This window comes from Stomatobaculum sp. F0698 (genome assembly GCF_030644385.1).
GTDB lineage: Bacteria > Bacillota > Clostridia > Lachnospirales > Lachnospiraceae > Moryella.
On sequence record NZ_CP130060.1, the window covers coordinates 1,364,400 to 1,380,778 of the forward strand.

Below are 16,379 nucleotides of genomic sequence, written 5' to 3' on the forward strand. Positions count from 1 at the left end.
CTTACTGATTTGTTTCTTTTGGGATGGAGAGCTCACCCGCGAAAATACGCTACACCCGCGGCAAAGATGCCGAGATCCTGGCGGAGCGGAATATTCTTGTTAATGTGTTCTCCGATTCTCTCCGGATGCGCCATCTTACCGAAGACGCGTCCGTCCCGACTGGTAATACCTTCGATTGCCGCGTACGAACCGTTCGGCGTCCAGAGCTCGTCGGTCGAAACTCTGCCCTCGAAGTCGCAGTACTGCGTTGCGACCTGGCCTGCCCTAAACAGTGCCTCAATGGTCTCCGCCGGTGCGACAAAGCGTCCCTCACCGTGCGAAATCGGGTTCGCGTAGACGCCGCCGAGCTCCGCGTTCTTAAGCCACGGCGACTTGTCCGAGACAACCTTGAGGTTCACCATACGGCTCAAGTGTCTGCCGATACGGTTCATCGCAAGGGTCGGTGCATTCGGCGCCTGCTCCTTGATGTCCGCATCCGGCAGAAGGCCGAGCTTAATCAGCGCCTGGAAGCCGTTGCAGATGCCGAGCACCAGGCCGTCGCGCTCGTTTAAGAGCTTTAAGAGCTCCTCCTTCACGACCTCGTTCCGGAAGACCTGCGCAAAGAACTTTGCGGAGCCGTCCGGCTCATCGCCCGCCGAGAAGCCGCCCGGGAACATCACAATCTGTGCGTTCCGGATTTCGTTCCGATAAGCCTCGACCGAGGAGGCAATGTCCTCCGCCGTCAGATTGCGGAAGATGGGGGCGTTCACAACGGCACCCGCCGCCTCAAAGACACGCACCGAGTCATAGTCGCAGTTCGTGCCCGGGAAGACCGGGATAAAGACACGCGGCGTGCCTATCTTGTGGCTGCAGACCGCAACGCTCTCCGCACGGAAGAGCGGGCGATCCTGAACTTCGCCGCCCTCGGTGACGCGGGTCGGGAAGACTTCTTCGAGGGTCTTACTCCAAGCGGCCTCCGCTTCCGCAAGCGAAATCTCTGTGCCGCGGTAGGAAAGCACGGGCTCCGCCGTCACCTCACCGAAGCGCTCCGTGCGGCAGGACAGAGTCTCGACCGCATCCGCCTTTACTTCGAGCAGGAGATTGCACCAGCCCGGCGCGAAGAGGGTCTCCTCCGTGACGCTCTCGTCAAGCTTCACGCCGAGGCCGTTTCCGAAGGCCATCTTTGCGACAGCTTCCGCCGCGCCGTGGCGCTCCAAGACATAGGCACTCACCACGCGCTTTGCCTTGATATCTTCCGTGAGGGCGCGGTACTGCGCCTTCAAATCTTCATAGTCCGGCAAAAGATCGCTGTCGCGCTTTACCGTGAGCAGCACAAGGCGATTGCCCGCCGCTTTCAGTTCCGGTGTGATGATATCCTTCACCGAGGCGACATCGACCGCAAAGCTCACCAGAGTCGGCGGCACATCGATCTCGTTAAAGGTACCGGACATGGAGTCCTTGCCGCCGATCGAAGCGAGTCCCAGCTCGAGCTGTGCCTCATAGGCACCGAGCAGGGCCGCGAAGGGCTGCGACCATCTCTCCGGCTTGTTGTCGTCCATGCGGCGGAAGAACTCCTGGAAGGTCAGGTGAATCTTGTCGATATCGCCGCCCGCCGCAGCGACCTTTGCGACCGAGTCGCAGACCGCGTAGACAGCGCCGTGATAGGGACTCCAGCTCGAGAGATAGGGATCGAAGCCGTAGCTCATAACGGTTGCCGCATCGGTTTTGCCGCGAAGCAGCGGAATCTTTGCGATCATGCTCTGGGTCTCGGTCAGCTGGTGCTTACCGCCGTAGGGCATGGTGACCGTGCCCGCGCCGATCGAGGCATCGAACATCTCGACCAGCCCCTTCTGCGAGCAGACATTCAAATCGCCGAGGACCTTGAGCCACTGCGCCTTGACATCGCTGCCGCCTGCATAGTCGAAGGGGTTCTCGCTCCGCTTCGGCAGTTCCACTTCGACTTCCGCCGTCAAGTGCGCGCCGTTCGTGTCGAGAAAGGCGCGGGACAGGTTCACAATGTCCTTGCCTCTCCAGTTCAGCACGAGGCGCGGCTCTGCCGTGACCACGGCAACCGGCGTCGCTTCCAAGTTCTCTTCCTTCGCATACTGCAAGAAAGTATCCACATCTTTCGGATCGATTACGCAGGCCATGCGCTCCTGCGACTCGGAAATGGCAATTTCCGTGCCGTCGAGACCCGCATACTTGAGAGGCACCTTGTCGAGCTCGACCTTCAGGCCGGGCGCGAGCTCGCCGATTGCGACCGCGACGCCGCCTGCGCCGAAGTCGTTGCACTTCTTGATTAAGAGGCTCACCTCCGGACGGCGGAACATGTGCTGAATCTTCCGTTCGGTCGGCGCGTTGCCCTTCTGCACCTCGGCGCCGCAGCTCTCGATCGAAGAAGTCGTATGAATCTTCGAGGAACCCGTCGCACCGCCGATGCCGTCGCGTCCGGTTCTGCCGCCGAGCAATACAATCACATCGCCCGGGTCGGAACTCATGCGCACCACGTTCTTTCTCGGTGCCGCCGCGATGACCGCGCCGAGCTCCATGCGCTTTGCGACATAGTCGGGGTGATATATCTCTTTCACGTAGCCGGTCGCAAGACCGATTTGGTTTCCGTAGGAAGAATAGCCGTGTGCCGCCTCCGTGACAAGCTTTCGCTGCGGGAGCTTGCCCGGCAGCGTTTCTGCGAGCGGACGGGTCGGATCCGCCGCGCCGGTGATGCGCATTGCCTGATAGACATAGGTTCTGCCGGAGAGCGGGTCGCGGATGGCACCGCCGAGGCAGGTCGCCGCGCCGCCGAAGGGCTCAATTTCCGTCGGGTGGTTGTGGGTCTCGTTCTTAAAGTTGACGAGCCACTCCTCCTCCTTGCCGTCGACCGTAATCGGCACGACAACGGAGCAGGCATTGATCTCATCCGTCTCTTCCTGGTCCGTGAGCTTGCCGTCCCGCTTTAAGCGGCGCATGCCCATCAGCGCGAGGTCCATGAGACAGATGAACTTATCGCTTCTGCCGCCGAGCAAATCCTCGTGATCGCGGAGGTAGCGCTCATAGGTCTTCGTGAGGCGCTCGCGGAAGTCTCCGTCGAGGAAAGCAATCTTTGTGAGCTCGGTCTGGAAAGTCGTGTGACGGCAGTGGTCGGACCAGTAGGTGTCCAGCACCCGGATTTCGGTCACGGTCGGATTTCTCTTCTCGCCCGCAAAGTAGCGGCGAATCTCCAGGAAGTCCTCATAGGTCATCGCGAGACCGAAGGAGGCATAAAGTTCGCGGAACTCATTTTCCGGCATGTCAATGAAGCCCTCGACGGTCTTCACATCTTCCGGCGCGGGGAAGTTCTGGCTCAGGGTTGCGGGCTTCTCTTCCGCGCACTCTCTGGAGTCCACGGGATTAATGCAGAAATTCTTGATGGCCGCGAGTTCCCGCTCGCCGAGCTTGCCCGAGAGCACATAGGTCGTCGCGGTGCGAATGAGCACCTCCGCGTCCTTGTCAATCAGGCGGACGCACTGCTCCGCGGAGTCCGCGCGCTGGTCGAACTGTCCCGGCAGAAACTCGGAAGAAAATACCGAGTCGCCGTCCTCGCGGGGAAATGTCTCCTCATACAGCAGGTCGAGCGGCGGCTCGGAAAAAATGGTGCCGCGCGCCTTTTCGTAGGTGCCGTCCTCGATATTCTCGATATCGTAGCGCACCAGAACGCGCACGCGCTCAATGCCGGAAATACCGAGATAGGTCTTAATGTCCTCAAAAAGCTCTCCGGCGCGCACGGCATATTCCGGTTTCTTCTCTACATAGATCCTTCTAACGCTCATAGTCTCTCCTTCCGGCTTTCACCTGACTCACTCGAGTGCCTGCATACTCATCGCAAGAAGACGCTGTACCTCATCGAGCGGGATGCCGAGACGAACGGCAAGATCCTCCGGACTCGCCTCCCTGCCGAGCTCCGCTGCGAGTTCGCTCGCAATGTCGCTCATCGCATTCAGACGCTCCGCGAGCGTATGCTCTTCCGCATCGCTCTGACTTTCCTCCTGTACGGCCTCCTCCAGCGCGGTATGCACGTTACGCTTTATGGTATCACGAAGTACAGCGCTTTCCAACGTTTTTTCATCGCAGAGGGCTGCGGTCAGCGCGAGATTCGCGACGCCGATCAACTCTCCGACATCCATTCTGCCGAGATACGGGCGAATTTCCGCGAGCGCTGTCTCGAGATAAGCTTCGGTGAGGCGTTTCCTGGCCCGACTGTCCTCTCGGTCGACCCGCAGTTGTTCGAGTAGCCTTGCCTCTTCCTCTGCTTTTAACGTGGGAATCTGCTTTAAGTCCTCTAAGTAGAGCGCGAGCACATCTTCGCCCTGCCCTTCCTCACGCGCTTCTTCCTCGCACGCCGCTTCGTCTCGTAGCGCTTCGTCTTCTCTCCCGTCCGAAAGTTCACCCGCTCGTCTCATATCTGCCTCCTTACAGTTCAGCGATTACCAGTCCCATTTTGCGAAGCCGCTCCGCCGCGCTCCTGTCCCAAAGTTGCTCGAGCGCCTTGTCTCCCGGGAACACTTTCACACTCACACCGCTCACAATGCGAAGTGTCTTCTCCTCGTAATTTAAATTCAAATAGAGCCCGCTCACTTCTTCCTGCCGGAGCTTACTGCCGCTCTCCGCGAGAAAGGCAGCAGACTCTGCGCGGTCCGGACGCAGCACCACGCGAAACGCGCGCGGCGCGCGCTTGCCGCGTATCGCCTGAAAGGCCAAGGCCTTCACCTCGCCCCAGCGGACAAAGTCCTCGACCTCTCTGCTCTCTCTTTCCTCTTCACTGTACCAGTCCTTGGCAACTCTGCCGTCCAGCGTGAGCGAAAACGCCGTCTGAAAGCTCGCCTCTACGACGAGGAAGCGGTCAAAGCTGTCGCCTCGAAACAGGGCCTCGGTAAACGCTCTCAGTTCCTCTGCCTTATACGCCTTCATAGCGCAGCGCCTCCCGGACCGCCGTGAAAAAGTTGCCGCCGCTGTAACTCTTGCCGACCGCTGCCTCTACGCTGTCCCAAAGTCCCTCGTTTTCGGCAAAGGGGTGCGCGGCGAGGTAGCGCTCGTAGGCTTCGCGCACCAGATTCTGCAGTCTCTCGTCCTGCAGTTTTTTTCTGCGCTTTGCCGTCTCTTCCTTATCGTAGCTCTCGGTGCACTTGAATACATAATACTTTCCGTCCAGTTCGGTCACCGCGCTCACGGTATTGTCTTCCATTGCAAACGCGACCCGCTCAAGTTCCGGCGCGAGCTCGCCGCGCGCAACTTTTTTCGCCGGCGCATCCCCCCCGCCGTACTTTCGCGCAAGCGTCCGGAAGTCATTGCCCGCCAAGGCTTCCTCGCGCAACTTTTCCGCATTGTCGCGGCTCTCGCAGGCGGCGCTCTGCAGATGAATGACCTTGGCTTCGCTCTCGCTGACCTCCGCCTTTCTGTCTTCGCGCATCACTTTGCGCAGTTTCAGCGCACGCGCATATTGCTGAAACATGAACTCGACCTCCTCCTCGCTGAGTGAGCCGAAAGCGCTCTGCCCCTGCACCGATTCCGTGTAGAAACGCTGCGCTGCGTCGTGCAGCCGCCTCGTCTCCTCGGTGTCAAGCTTTACGTTGCGCTCTTCCGCCATGCCGTTCAGCGCACTCAATTCATAGAAAAACTGTCTGAGTTCATCGAAATAGGCTTCCGAGAAGGTCTTGGTTCCCCCACTCACACGTTTCTCCCAGATTTCGCTTCCGTAGACCGCCTCGGTCTCCTGCCGCGCGGAAGCGATAATCATGAGCAGCTGGTTTTCGCTGTAGGGAAGCGCCGTCCCGGCAACATTCTCCTCCTTTTTTTCCCGGCTGCAGGCCGCAAAAAACAGGCAACAAAATATGACAAGAAGCAGGGTGACAAATTTCTCACCCCGCTTCCGAAAGCGATTCGTTCTCTCTCTCATCAATCTCGTATCCATCCTCCTCAGCGGTAGAACCCATACTCCGCGACGAGCGCAACCAGGATGCCGACCACAACGCCCGCCATCACCTGAAGCGGCGTATGCCCCACCAATTCCTTCAGCTTCACGGGGAGTAAATCGGGATCTTCCGTCTTCCAGAAATCCGTCTCCATCATCTTATTCAGAAGCTTTGACTGTTTTCCGGTCTCTTGCCGCACACCGATTGCGTCCGTCATCACAATCATCGCAAGGATAAAGCTGATTGCAAACTCAAAGGAGCTGACACCGTGGCAGTAGGCCGCGCTCACGGAGAGTGCCGTGACCGTAGCGCTGTGCGAACTCGGCATACCGCCGTTTCCGAGCAACCGCCCGAAGTCTGTTTTCCCCGTTGCCCGAAACTCAATCAGGAATTTGACCAGCTGTGCCACGAAAAAGCCGAGCACCGCGCTGATCAGCACCTGGTTCGCTTGCAATTGATGAAATATACTCATGCAACCCTTTCCTTATTTTCCTCACATCGCGGGCTCAATACCCGATCAGCCAGTCGTAAAGCTCCTGGTACTTGAGCGCCGACCGCTGCCAAGAATAGTCTGCCTGCATCGCGCGATCCACAATGTGATTCCAGTCCCGACGCCGTTCGCTGTACACCCACTTTGCATAGCGAATGCAATCCAGCATTTCGTGGGCGTTATAGTTCGTAAAGCAGAAGCCGGTTCCCGTGTTTTCATATTGGTTGTAAGGCTCTACGGTGTCCTTTAAGCCGCCGGTTTCCCGGACTATGGGCAGCGTTCCGTAGTGAAGCGCAACCATCTGCGAGAGGCCGCAGGGCTCAAAGAGCGAGGGCATCAGATAGGCATCCGCGCCGGCATAAATCGCGTGGGCCACATCGTCCGAATAATAAATCTGCGCCGAGAGCTTGTCGTGATACTTCCAGTCGTAGTGGCGGAACAGATTTTCGTAGCGCTCATCCCCGGTGCCGAGCACCACAAACTGCAGGTCTTCCTGACAAAGCTCCTCAATGACACCCTGAATGAGATCGAAGCCCTTCTGGTCGGTAAGACGCGAGACAACACCGATCACAAATTTCTTCTCGTCGACCGGCAGCCCCAGGCGTTCCTGCAGCGCGGTTTTATTTTTTTTCTTCTCGTGGCGGAAGGTTTTCACGTCGTACTGCCGCGCGATTTTGGGATCCGTCGCCGGCTCGAACTCTCGGTAGTCAATGCCGTTTACAATGCCGCGGAGCGAGTTGCGACGCGCACGCATGAGCCCGTCTAAGCCCTCCCCGTAAAACGGGGTCTGAATCTCCTCGGCATAGGTGGGACTCACGGTCGTAACCGCATCCGCATAGACGATGCCGCCCTTTAAATAATTTCCGTTCTTATAGGACTCGAGCTTATCCGGCGTAAAGAAATAGTCGGAGAGCCCCGTGATTCTCTGAATGGTCTCGACATCCCAGACGCCCTGGAACTTCAGGTTATGTATGGTCATGACCGACTTGATGCCCCGGAAAAACTCGCCGCCCGCAAAGCGCTCCTTTAGGTAGACCGGGACAAGACCGGTCTGCCAGTCATGGCAGTGAATCACATCCGGACGGAAGCCGATCAGCGGAAGCGCCGAGAGCAGCGCACGGGAAAAGAAGGCAAATTTCTCGAGGTCGTAGAGCCAGTCGCCGTAGGGACGCGGTCCGCCGAAATAGCCCTCGTTGTCAATGAAATAAAAGGTGACGCCGTTTTCAACATACTTTAACACGCCGACATAGCGCTCCGCACCGTTAAAGTCCATGTAAAAATGGGTCACATATTCCATCCCGTTCCGGTATCTCTCCGGAATCGCAAGATACTTCGGAAGCACGACACGCACATCAAAGTATCTCGAGTCGAAACAGGCCGGCAGGGATCCGGCGACATCTGCGAGCCCTCCGGTCTTTATGAAGGGGACCGCCTCAGAAGCAGCAAATAAGATGTTCTTCATCTCATTCCTTCCTTTCTCTTCTCTGCAAGTTGCTTCATTTCCTCGGCTGTCTTTAAAACGCCGTCCGTAATCTCGGCGCCGCCGATCAGCCGTCCGAGTTCCCGGTAGAGCGCCTCTCCCGTGATTTCGCGGATTTCCGTCTCGGTCCGGCTGCCGTCCGTCGCCTTCTCGATGAGATAGTGGTGGTCCGCCATGGCCGCGAGTTGCGGGAGATGGGTGATGCAGAGCACCTGACGGGAACGACTGATTTCCATCAGCTTTTCCGAGACCAACTGCGCCGTGCGCCCGCTGATTCCGGCATCGATTTCGTCAAAAATGAGCGTTTCGACCCTGTCGTTTGCCGCGAGTACCGCGCGGAGCGCAAGCATGACGCGGGACAATTCGCCGCCGCTCGCAATCTGACGCAGCGGCTTGACCGCTTCGCCCGGGTTGGTTCGAATATAAAATTCCGCGCTCTCGCCTCCCTGTTCCGTGTATTCGGGCTGCTCTTCGAAGCGAATTTCAAAGCGCGCATCCTTGAAATTGAGGGCTGCCAACTCCCGCTCGACACGTTCCGAAAGTGCGGCGGCAGCGGTGTGGCGAAAACGCCTGAGCGTTTCCGCAGCGGTCCCGAGGGCCGCCATAGCGTCTTCGCTCTGCTGTTTCAAGCGCGCCGCATCTTTGATAAGGCTTTCAATCTCTGCCGCGCGCGCCTCTTTTTCCGCAAGCAGCGAAAGGAGCCCCGCCTCGTCGCAGTCGTACTTCGCCTCGAGGTGTCGAATTAAATCGAGGCGCTCGCCGAGCCGATTTAAGCCCTCTTCATCGCTCTCGATTTGATTGCGCTCCGTGCGCACGGCTTCCTCGGCATCCTGTAAGAGGGCATCCAACTCTGTCAGCTGTCCCTCCAGGGCGCCGAGCGCGTCCGAATAACGCAGCACCGAGCGAACCGCGCGCAGCGCCTCACTGACCGCATCGGTGCGGAGCGCCTCTTCCGCAATGCCGAGCGCCTCTTCCAGTCGCGCCGCATTCTTGGCGCGGGTATAGGCTGCGGCGAGTTCCGCTTCTTCCCCGGGGCGTATGCCGCTCTCCGAGAGTTCGCGCAGTTCAAAGGAGAGTAAGTCCGCCTCGCGGAGCAGGGCCGCGCGGTCGGAACCCTCGCGCTCCCGCTTTTTCAACGCGCGGTAATTTCGATAGGCAACCGCATAGGCCTCTTTTGCAGCCAGTCCCTCGGGGGACAGGCTCTCGTCGAGCAGCTCTCCGTGCATCTCGGTCGAAAACAGAGTCTGCACCTCATGCTGCCCGTGGATGTCGATCAGCAGGGCGGCAAGTTCCCTTAACTGCCGCGCCGTTGCCGCCTCCCCGTTGATGCGGGACAGGCTTCGATTCTTTTGTATCTTACGGCTCACAATCACCGTTCCGTCCTCTTCCGGAAACACGGAAAGCGCAGCCAGCTTTTCTCTCAGTTCTTGCCGCTCGACGGAAAAAACAAGCTCCAAATATGCCGCCTCTTCGCCGCTCCGTATCATATCCCTGCCTGTCTTTGCGCCGAGCAGGGCGGAAATGGAGTCGATCAGTATGGATTTTCCGGCACCGGTCTCACCGGAGAGCACCGTGAACCCCTCCTCAAACGAGAGGCTCGCCTCTCGAATCAAGGCAAAGTTCTTCACCCGCAATCCTAGCAGCATAAGTCACCTCAACCCACAACCATTTTTCTGACCTGTTCCATGAGGAGCAGGGCATCATCCGTGGAGCGCGTCGCGCAGAAAACCGTGTCATCGCCCGCGACACAGCCCACCGCCTCGTGAAGATGCATGGCGTCGAGCGAAGCCGCGACTGCCATGGCCATGCCGGAGACGGTTTTCACGACCAGAATATTCTGTGCTCTGTCCATTCCGACATAGCTGTCCCGCAGAATGCGGACGTACTTTTCGATCTTCGGATCCTCATTCTGCATGACGGTATAGCGCTGCTTGCCGTTATCCGTAGCGACCTTCGTGAGACGCATCTCGCGAATATCGCGGGACACGGTCGCCTGCGTCACACGAAAACCGGCCAGCCGAAGTTCCTCGACCAGCTCCTCCTGTGTCTCAATCTCTTTCTTACCGATTAACTCAACAATTTTCGAATGTCTCTCTAACTTCATCTGCCCCCCTCATAGCGCAGTCATCTTGCTGCGCAATTGTGCCAAAAAGCTTTCCGCCCCGATGCGGATAACCGGTGTTGTCAGCTTGCTCTCCGAAATGCGCACACTGTCGCCGCCGAGCAACTGCTCGGACGCGGCGCCGTCAAAATCCGCGCTCTGAATGCCCCGCTCTTCCGGGGGTATGCATACCTCGAGCTCATCCTCCGCGCGAAACACAATGCTCGCGCGATACAGCGAGTGCGGACATATCGGTGTCAAGACTGTCATTCGGGCGACCGGATCGATGACGGGTCCTCCCGCGCTCAGATTGTAAGCGGTAGATCCGGTCGGTGTTGAGATAATAATACCATCTGCCTTATATTCATTCAAGAAAGCGCCGTTTACTTTGATGCGAAAATGCACCGGTCCCGCGTTGTATTTGCGGGATACGACCACTTCGTTCAGCGCGAGCCACTCCCGGTCGCGCGGGCTCTCGTGTCCGTTTCGGATAATACGCCCCCTGAGCATCATGCGCTCTTCGACTGTAAAATCATCCAAAATCAGTTTTTCCAAAACGCGCGGTATTTCTGCATCCTTACTCGCAACGGTGAGATAGCCCATGTGTCCGAGGTTAATGCCGACGAGCGGGAGGCCGCTCCCGGCAAGTCCCCTGGCCGCGCGAATCAGCGTTCCGTCGCCGCCGAGTGTAATGACACAGTCATAGTCGAGTGCGGTAATCCCCTGTGTGCTTTGGTCCTCGATATCGACGCGCATTGCGCCGAGTCTGAGGAGCTGCTCCCGTATGGCCTTTGCCTTCTCGTCGGCCCGCTCTTTCCTGCGGTTTACAAAAAGTAAAAAGCGCTTCATTTCTTTCCCCCCGCAAGCGTCTCATGCGCAGCGGCGACCACCGCGCGCGCGGTCTCTGCCGTCACCTCGGCGGTCATATTCTCGCCCTCCTCGACGGTACGAAGCCAAATCAAATACTCGATATTGCCCTCCGGACCGCGTATCGGAGAAAAACTTAAGCCGAGCGGCACAAAGCGGGAGGCCGCCGCATAGTCGAGCACATGTTCTATGACTTCGACATGAACCTTTGCATCCCGCACCACGCCGTGTTTTCCGACCTGCTCTCTCCCCGCCTCAAACTGGGGCTTGATGAGGGCCACCACTTCCGCCTCCGCCGCGAGCAGGGCGCGCACCGCGGGGAGAACCTTGGACAGAGAGATAAACGAGACATCGATGGAAGAAAACGCAATCTCTTCCGGAACCTCCGCCCGCGTCGCATAGCGGATATTGGTCTTCTCGAGACACACGACGCGATTGTCGTTTCTCAGCTTCCAGTCGAGCTGACCGTGGCCCACATCGACCGCATAGACCTTTACGGCGCCTTGCTGCAACATGCAGTCCGTAAAACCGCCGGTCGAAGCGCCGACATCCATACAGATTTTACCGGCGAGTGAGAGCGGGAACTCCTTCAGCGCCTTTTCCAGTTTTAAACCGCCGCGGCTCACATAGGGGAGGCGGTTTCCGCGCACTTCGATCGTGACTTCGGACGGGAAGTTCTGTCCCGCCTTGTCCTCTCTCTGCCCATCCACATATACCAGACCCGCCATGATGAGCGCTTTTGCCTTCTCGCGACTCTCCGCAAGGCCGCGCCCCGTCATCAGAACGTCCAGTCTTTCCTTCATTCCTCTTCCTTCCCCCCGCTCACCAGTGATACTTATCGCGCAATACCGCGACCACGGAATCCGAATCGATGCCCAGATGCTCCCGAAGCACCGAGACATCGCCGTGCTCCACATAGGCGTCCGGCAGCGCAATGTGCGTCACCGAAAGCTCCTTTTTCTGTGAGGAAGCCCATTCGGCCACCTCGAGGCCGAAGCCGCCGCGCAGTACATTCTCCTCGAGCGTCACAAAATTCTCGTGGGTCTTTGCGAGTTCGGCGAGCATTTCCTTGTCGATCGGCTTCGCAAAGCGCATGTTGACCAGCGTACAGGGCTGTCCGAGCGCCTTCAATTTCTCTCTGACATGCTCCGCCGTACTCACCATGCTGCCGAGCGCAAGCAGGGCTGTCTTCTCCTCCCGGTAAATAAGCTCTGCCTTGCCGAAGCGTATCGGTTCCCTGAACTCCGCCAATCCGCGATAGGCCTTGCCGCGCGGATAGCGTATCGCAATCGGGCCGCCGTAGGAAAACGCAAAGCGAAGCTCTTCCTCAAGTTCAAAACAATTCTTCGGCGCGAGTATGGTCATATTCGGAATACAGCCGAGATACGAGAGGTCGAAGACTCCCTGGTGGGTCTCTCCGTCCGCCCCGACCAGTCCCGCGCGGTCAATCGCAAAGACCACCGGCAGGTTCTGAATACAGACATCGTGCAGCACCTGGTCGAAGCCGCGCTGTAAAAAGGAGGAGTAAACCGCGACCACAGGCTTCATGCCGCCCGCCGCAAGGCCCGCAGCACTCGTCACCGCGTGCTGCTCGGCAATGCCAACGTCAAAACAGCGCTGCGGATAGCGCCTGCCGAAGGCCGCGAGTCCCGTGCCCTCCGGCATCGCCGCCGTCACCGCGACAATGTCGGGGTCTTCCGCCGCGAGCCGAATCAAAGTTCTGGAAAAGACATCGGTGTAATCCGGATACTGTTTGTTCTTTTTCGGGACGCCGGTTGCCAACTCAAAGGGTCCCACGCCGTGAAAGAGGTCCGGATGCCGCTCCGCGGGGCGGTAACCCTTGCCCTTCTCCGTGATGACATGCACGAGAACGGCGCGCGGCAAACGGCGCGCCTCTTCAAAGACACGCATCAGTTTTTTGATATCGTGCCCGTCCACCGGTCCCAGATAGGTCACGCCGAGGTTCTCAAAGAACATGCCCGGAACAAAGAGCTGCTTGATGCCGTTCTTTGTGGTCCTGAGGCTCTCGACCATGTGCTTTCCGATGCCGGGAATCGCAAAGAGCGCCTCCGCGACATTCTCTTTCAGACGGTTGTAACCGGCGGAAGTGCGTATGGAATTCAGATAGGCGGACATGCCGCCCACATTCTCGGAAATCGACATGCGGTTGTCGTTTAAGACAATGATGAAGTTCGACTTCATGCGGCCCGCGTTATTCAGCGCCTCGTAGGCCATACCGCCGGTCAGGGCTCCGTCGCCGATCACCGAAATGACCGCGTGCTGTTCGCCGCGGAGATCCCGCGCCGTCGCCATGCCGAGTCCCGCCGAAATCGAGGTCGAGGAGTGCCCCGTATTAAACGCGTCGCAGGGACTCTCGTTTCGCTTCGGGAAACCGGCAATGCCGCCGAAGCTCCTGAGTCCCGCAAAGTCTTTCTTGCGTCCGCTCAGGATTTTATGCGTGTAAGACTGATGTCCCACATCCCAGATAATCTTATCCGTCGGCGGACAGAAGCTCAAATACATGGCCATCGTGAGTTCCACGACGCCGAGATTGCTCGCGAGATGCCCGCCGCACGCCGAACAATGCGAGATCAGAAAGCGTCTGATCTCCGCGGCCAGCGCATCCCATTCCCCGGGGGAAATCCGCTTGATATCCTCCGGGCCGTTGATGTAATCCAATCGCCCCATAGCTGTCTCCGTCCTCAGAAGTTGCGCTCCGTGAGATAGGCTATGAGCGCCGCCAAGCATTTTGTGTCTCCCGGAAAGCCCTTCAGGCGCTGCGCCGCTATCTCGCTCTGCTGTCTGACCGCCTCTTTCGCGCTCTCCAAGCCGTACAGGGAGACATAGGTCGTCTTCTGATTTTTTTCGTCCGAGTGGAGCGGTTTTCCGAGTTCCGCCTCACTCGCCGTCTCATCCAAAATATCGTCGCGTATCTGGAACGCAAGCCCCACTGCCGCGCCGATTTGCTCTGCGATCCGCAGCTCTTCTTCCGTCGCGCCGCCGAGCGCCGCTCCCATCATAAAGGCCGCCTCGAGAAGGGCTCCTGTCTTCAAGCGGTAGATGAAGTCAAGCGTCGTCGCATCCAGACGCTCTCCGGTCTTCTCCACATCCACGGACTGACCGCCGAGCATGCCGAACACGCCGCTCTTCTCGCCGAGTATCGCGAGGGCGCGCGCCGCTCTCTCCGGGTGCTTGGACGCAGCCACCGCTTTCCCCGCCAGGGTGAGCGCCTCCAGCACAAGGCCGTCGCCCGCAAGCGTGCCCATGGCCTCGCCGTAGATATACCAGGTGGTCGGCTTTCCCCGCCTGAGGATATCATTGTCCATGCAGGGAAGGTCGTCGTGCACCAGCGAAAAACTGTGTATCATTTCGAGCGCCGAAAGGAAGGGGGCAGCCTCTTCCTTCCAGCCGCTCTCGCCCCTTGCCTCCGCAAAACATTTGCAGCTCTCAAAGAGTAAAATCGGGCGTATGCGCTTGCCGCCGTTTTCGACCGCCTCGCGCATCGCGCGTATCACCGTGCGCTGCAGCCCGTCTTCGCGGGGCAGCGAAGCGCGAATCAGCGCCTCTACTTCCGACTTGTCATAGGGAAGGCTCTGCATAACGATCCTCCAATACTTCCATCTGCTCTTCGACAAACTGCAGTTTCTCGTTAATTTCACCCGCGAGCTTCATACCTTTTTCATAGAGCGAAAATGCATCCTCGAGACTGGTCTCGCTCGCCTCGAGTTCCGCAAGCAGCTGCTCGAGCAACTCCATGCTCTCTTCGACCGAGCGCTTGCTCTTACGTCTGCCTGTCTTACGCTCCTTCTCCCGCTCAAGCTTCTCGTCCATGCTTCTCCTCTGTCTCCGGCTGTCTCCGGGAAATCGTTTCTACTGTGACACCTGCCTCGCCGTCCAAGAAACGAAGGCGAAGCTGCTCGCCGGTTTCCAGTGCCGAGACCCCCGTAACGGCACTGCCGTCCGCATGCGCCGCATAGGCATAGCCGCCTGTCAGGCGGTTTAAGGGTGAGGCCGCGCGAAGCCGCGCCGCAAGCAGCCGAAACTCTGCCAGCCGCGCGTTCTTTTTGTTGAACAGTTCGCTCCTGAGTTGTCTTCGCAACTCCTCCACGCGCAATTTGCGCGCGCGTATCAGTTCCTCCGGTGTATTGAGCCGAAGCAGGAAATTCGCGCGGCGCGACCTTTCCCGAAGGAGATTCACCTTGGTTTGCAAAGCGTAACGCAGGCGTTCCCGCGCGCGCGAAAGGAGCGCGAGTTCCGCCTCCAAGTTCGGAACACCGCGCTCTGCCGCCGCAGAGGGCGTTGCCGCGCGAAGATCTGCGACAAAGTCCAATATTGTGACATCGGACTCGTGGCCGACCGCCGATATAACGGGAGTCTTACAGGCATGCGCCGCCCGCGCAACCCGCTCGTCGTTAAAACACCAGAGATCCTCCATGGAGCCGCCGCCGCGCCCCACTATCATCACGTCCACGCCGTAGGCATCCAGCGCGCGGATACCGCGCACAATGCTGGCCGGGGCGTCCTGTCCCTGGACCAGCGCCGGAAAGAGTACTATCTTGACATAGGGATTCTGCTGATAAGCGACGGTCTGAATGTCATGGATGGCTGCGCCGCTCGGGCTGGTCACGACCCCGAGGGTCTTTACGAATCTCGGCAGCGGCTTTTTATGTGCCGGGTCAAAGAGGCCCTCGGCCTCCAGTGCGCGGAGGCGCTGCAAATAGAGCTCGTAGAGCTCTCCCTGTCCGAGTTTCTCTACCGCCTTCGTGTTCAGCTGGTAGACGCCCGCTCTCTCATAGACCGTCACCGCGCCCGTGCAGACAACCTGCATGCCGTCCTTCAGCCGCTCGCGAAGCGAGAGCGCATTCTGACGGTATACCACGCCGCGGAGCTCTGCCTCGCTGTCCTTTAAGGTAAAGTAGATGTGCCCGCTCGCATGATATTTGACATTCGAGAGTTCACCGCGTATGCGCACGCCCCCAAGCAAAAAATCCTCGCGAAAGAGATTGCTCACATAGGCGTTCAGCTGCGCAACCGTATATGTTTTAGCCATTTAGACCAATTTTGCGAGGACACCGTTCACGAAGGAGGGAGCCTCATCTCCGCCGAATTTTTTTGCGAGTTCAACCGCCTCGTTGATGGCTACCTTGTCCGGAATGCTCTCGTCAAACCGCAGTTCGTAGCAAGCCAGGCGAAGGATGGTCAGTTCCACGCGTCCCATCTGCCGAAGACTCCAACCGGATGAGGCCTGTGTGAGCGTCTCGTCGATCTCGGCAAGCTTCGTAAGAACAGCTGCGACGCGCTCCCGGCAGAGTTCCCGCTGATCCTCGCTGAATTCGGGACTCTCGTCCTCTTCGTCCGGGACCTCGCATAAATACGCATCTATCTGCTCTTCCGCCTCCGAGGGAGTACAAAAGTTGGTGCTGAACAGCATCTTGAAACAATGCTCTCTGAGCGCTCGTCTTGTCATCTCCTATCCTTTCCAAAGCACATACTTACTCCGCAGTATATCGCAATTTG

15 protein-coding genes are annotated in these 16,379 nt (G+C 58.5%); all 15 read right to left on the bottom strand.

Going from position 1 to position 16,379, the window contains the following annotated elements:
• Positions 1–32 precede the first annotated feature (32 nt).
• Genes QU660_RS06160 through nusB form a run of 15 tightly spaced genes read right to left on the bottom strand, consistent with a single transcriptional unit; the run spans position 33 to position 16,329 of the window.
• Positions 33–3,785, bottom strand: coding sequence for a phosphoribosylformylglycinamidine synthase (locus QU660_RS06160; protein WP_304945669.1), 3,753 nt, complete (start codon positions 3,783–3,785; stop codon positions 33–35).
• A 27-nt stretch (positions 3,786–3,812) separates the two neighbouring features.
• Positions 3,813–4,415: a sigma-70 domain-containing protein gene (locus QU660_RS06165; protein WP_304945670.1), complete on the bottom strand. Its 603-nt coding sequence runs from the start codon at positions 4,413–4,415 to the stop codon at positions 3,813–3,815.
• A 10-nt stretch (positions 4,416–4,425) separates the two neighbouring features.
• Positions 4,426–4,923 (bottom strand): DUF5721 family protein, encoded by a 498-nt coding sequence (locus tag QU660_RS06170; RefSeq protein WP_304945671.1) that lies wholly within the window; start codon positions 4,921–4,923, stop codon positions 4,426–4,428.
• Complete coding sequence (locus QU660_RS06175) at positions 4,910–5,908, bottom strand: peptidylprolyl isomerase (protein WP_304945672.1); 999 nt, start codon at positions 5,906–5,908, stop codon at positions 4,910–4,912. Before QU660_RS06175 ends, QU660_RS06170 begins: the two co-directional genes overlap by 14 nt.
• Before the next feature lie 20 nt (positions 5,909–5,928).
• The gene (locus QU660_RS06180) at positions 5,929–6,396 is read right to left on the bottom strand and encodes a divergent PAP2 family protein (protein ID WP_304945673.1); all 468 of its coding nucleotides are present in this window, start codon (positions 6,394–6,396) and stop codon (positions 5,929–5,931) included.
• A 34-nt stretch (positions 6,397–6,430) separates the two neighbouring features.
• A complete protein-coding gene (gene glgA / locus QU660_RS06185) occupies positions 6,431–7,876 on the bottom strand; it encodes a glycogen synthase GlgA (protein WP_304945674.1) in 1,446 nt (481 codons plus the stop codon).
• A complete protein-coding gene (gene recN, locus QU660_RS06190) occupies positions 7,873–9,540 on the bottom strand; it encodes a DNA repair protein RecN (protein WP_304945675.1) in 1,668 nt (555 codons plus the stop codon). Before recN ends, glgA begins: the two co-directional genes overlap by 4 nt.
• 8 nt (positions 9,541–9,548) lie before the next feature.
• A complete protein-coding gene (locus QU660_RS06195; RefSeq protein WP_304945676.1) occupies positions 9,549–9,998 on the bottom strand; it encodes an arginine repressor in 450 nt (149 codons plus the stop codon).
• A 9-nt stretch (positions 9,999–10,007) separates the two neighbouring features.
• Positions 10,008–10,844 (bottom strand): NAD(+)/NADH kinase, encoded by an 837-nt coding sequence (locus QU660_RS06200; RefSeq protein WP_304945677.1) that lies wholly within the window; start codon positions 10,842–10,844, stop codon positions 10,008–10,010.
• Positions 10,841–11,665, bottom strand: a complete 825-nt coding sequence (locus QU660_RS06205) for a TlyA family RNA methyltransferase (protein WP_304945678.1) — start codon at positions 11,663–11,665, stop codon at positions 10,841–10,843. Before QU660_RS06205 ends, QU660_RS06200 begins: the two co-directional genes overlap by 4 nt.
• 19 nt (positions 11,666–11,684) lie before the next feature.
• Entirely contained in the window at positions 11,685–13,550 is a 1,866-nt protein-coding gene (gene dxs, locus QU660_RS06210) for a 1-deoxy-D-xylulose-5-phosphate synthase (RefSeq protein WP_304945679.1), read from the bottom strand.
• A 14-nt stretch (positions 13,551–13,564) separates the two neighbouring features.
• Positions 13,565–14,461, bottom strand: a complete 897-nt coding sequence (locus QU660_RS06215; RefSeq protein ID WP_304945680.1) for a polyprenyl synthetase family protein — start codon at positions 14,459–14,461, stop codon at positions 13,565–13,567.
• Positions 14,442–14,693, bottom strand: coding sequence for an exodeoxyribonuclease VII small subunit (gene xseB, locus QU660_RS06220; protein ID WP_304945681.1), 252 nt, complete (start codon positions 14,691–14,693; stop codon positions 14,442–14,444). The genes QU660_RS06215 and xseB overlap by 20 nt, the downstream gene beginning before the upstream one ends.
• Positions 14,677–15,912 (bottom strand): exodeoxyribonuclease VII large subunit, encoded by a 1,236-nt coding sequence (xseA, locus tag QU660_RS06225; protein WP_304945682.1) that lies wholly within the window; start codon positions 15,910–15,912, stop codon positions 14,677–14,679. Before xseA ends, xseB begins: the two co-directional genes overlap by 17 nt.
• Positions 15,913–16,329, bottom strand: a complete 417-nt coding sequence (gene nusB, locus QU660_RS06230) for a transcription antitermination factor NusB (RefSeq protein ID WP_304945683.1) — start codon at positions 16,327–16,329, stop codon at positions 15,913–15,915.
• Positions 16,330–16,379: the final 50 nt, after the last annotated feature.

Coding starts and splice junctions, on each gene's coding strand:
- QU660_RS06180 (WP_304945673.1), bottom strand. CDS start 6,396: ATGAGTATATTTCATCAATTGCAAGCGAACCAGGTGCTGATCAGCGCG.
- QU660_RS06195 (WP_304945676.1), bottom strand. CDS start 9,998: ATGAAGTTAGAGAGACATTCGAAAATTGTTGAGTTAATCGGTAAGAAA.
- nusB (WP_304945683.1), bottom strand. CDS start 16,329: ATGACAAGACGAGCGCTCAGAGAGCATTGTTTCAAGATGCTGTTCAGC.
- QU660_RS06160 (WP_304945669.1), bottom strand. CDS start 3,785: ATGAGCGTTAGAAGGATCTATGTAGAGAAGAAACCGGAATATGCCGTG.
- QU660_RS06215 (WP_304945680.1), bottom strand. CDS start 14,461: ATGCAGAGCCTTCCCTATGACAAGTCGGAAGTAGAGGCGCTGATTCGC.
- QU660_RS06205 (WP_304945678.1), bottom strand. CDS start 11,665: ATGAAGGAAAGACTGGACGTTCTGATGACGGGGCGCGGCCTTGCGGAG.
- dxs (WP_304945679.1), bottom strand. CDS start 13,550: ATGGGGCGATTGGATTACATCAACGGCCCGGAGGATATCAAGCGGATT.
- QU660_RS06175 (WP_304945672.1), bottom strand. CDS start 5,908: ATGAGAGAGAGAACGAATCGCTTTCGGAAGCGGGGTGAGAAATTTGTC.
- recN (WP_304945675.1), bottom strand. CDS start 9,540: ATGCTGCTAGGATTGCGGGTGAAGAACTTTGCCTTGATTCGAGAGGCG.
- QU660_RS06170 (WP_304945671.1), bottom strand. CDS start 4,923: ATGAAGGCGTATAAGGCAGAGGAACTGAGAGCGTTTACCGAGGCCCTG.
- QU660_RS06165 (WP_304945670.1), bottom strand. CDS start 4,415: ATGAGACGAGCGGGTGAACTTTCGGACGGGAGAGAAGACGAAGCGCTA.
- glgA (WP_304945674.1), bottom strand. CDS start 7,876: ATGAAGAACATCTTATTTGCTGCTTCTGAGGCGGTCCCCTTCATAAAG.
- xseB (WP_304945681.1), bottom strand. CDS start 14,693: ATGGACGAGAAGCTTGAGCGGGAGAAGGAGCGTAAGACAGGCAGACGT.
- QU660_RS06200 (WP_304945677.1), bottom strand. CDS start 10,844: ATGAAGCGCTTTTTACTTTTTGTAAACCGCAGGAAAGAGCGGGCCGAC.
- xseA (WP_304945682.1), bottom strand. CDS start 15,912: ATGGCTAAAACATATACGGTTGCGCAGCTGAACGCCTATGTGAGCAAT.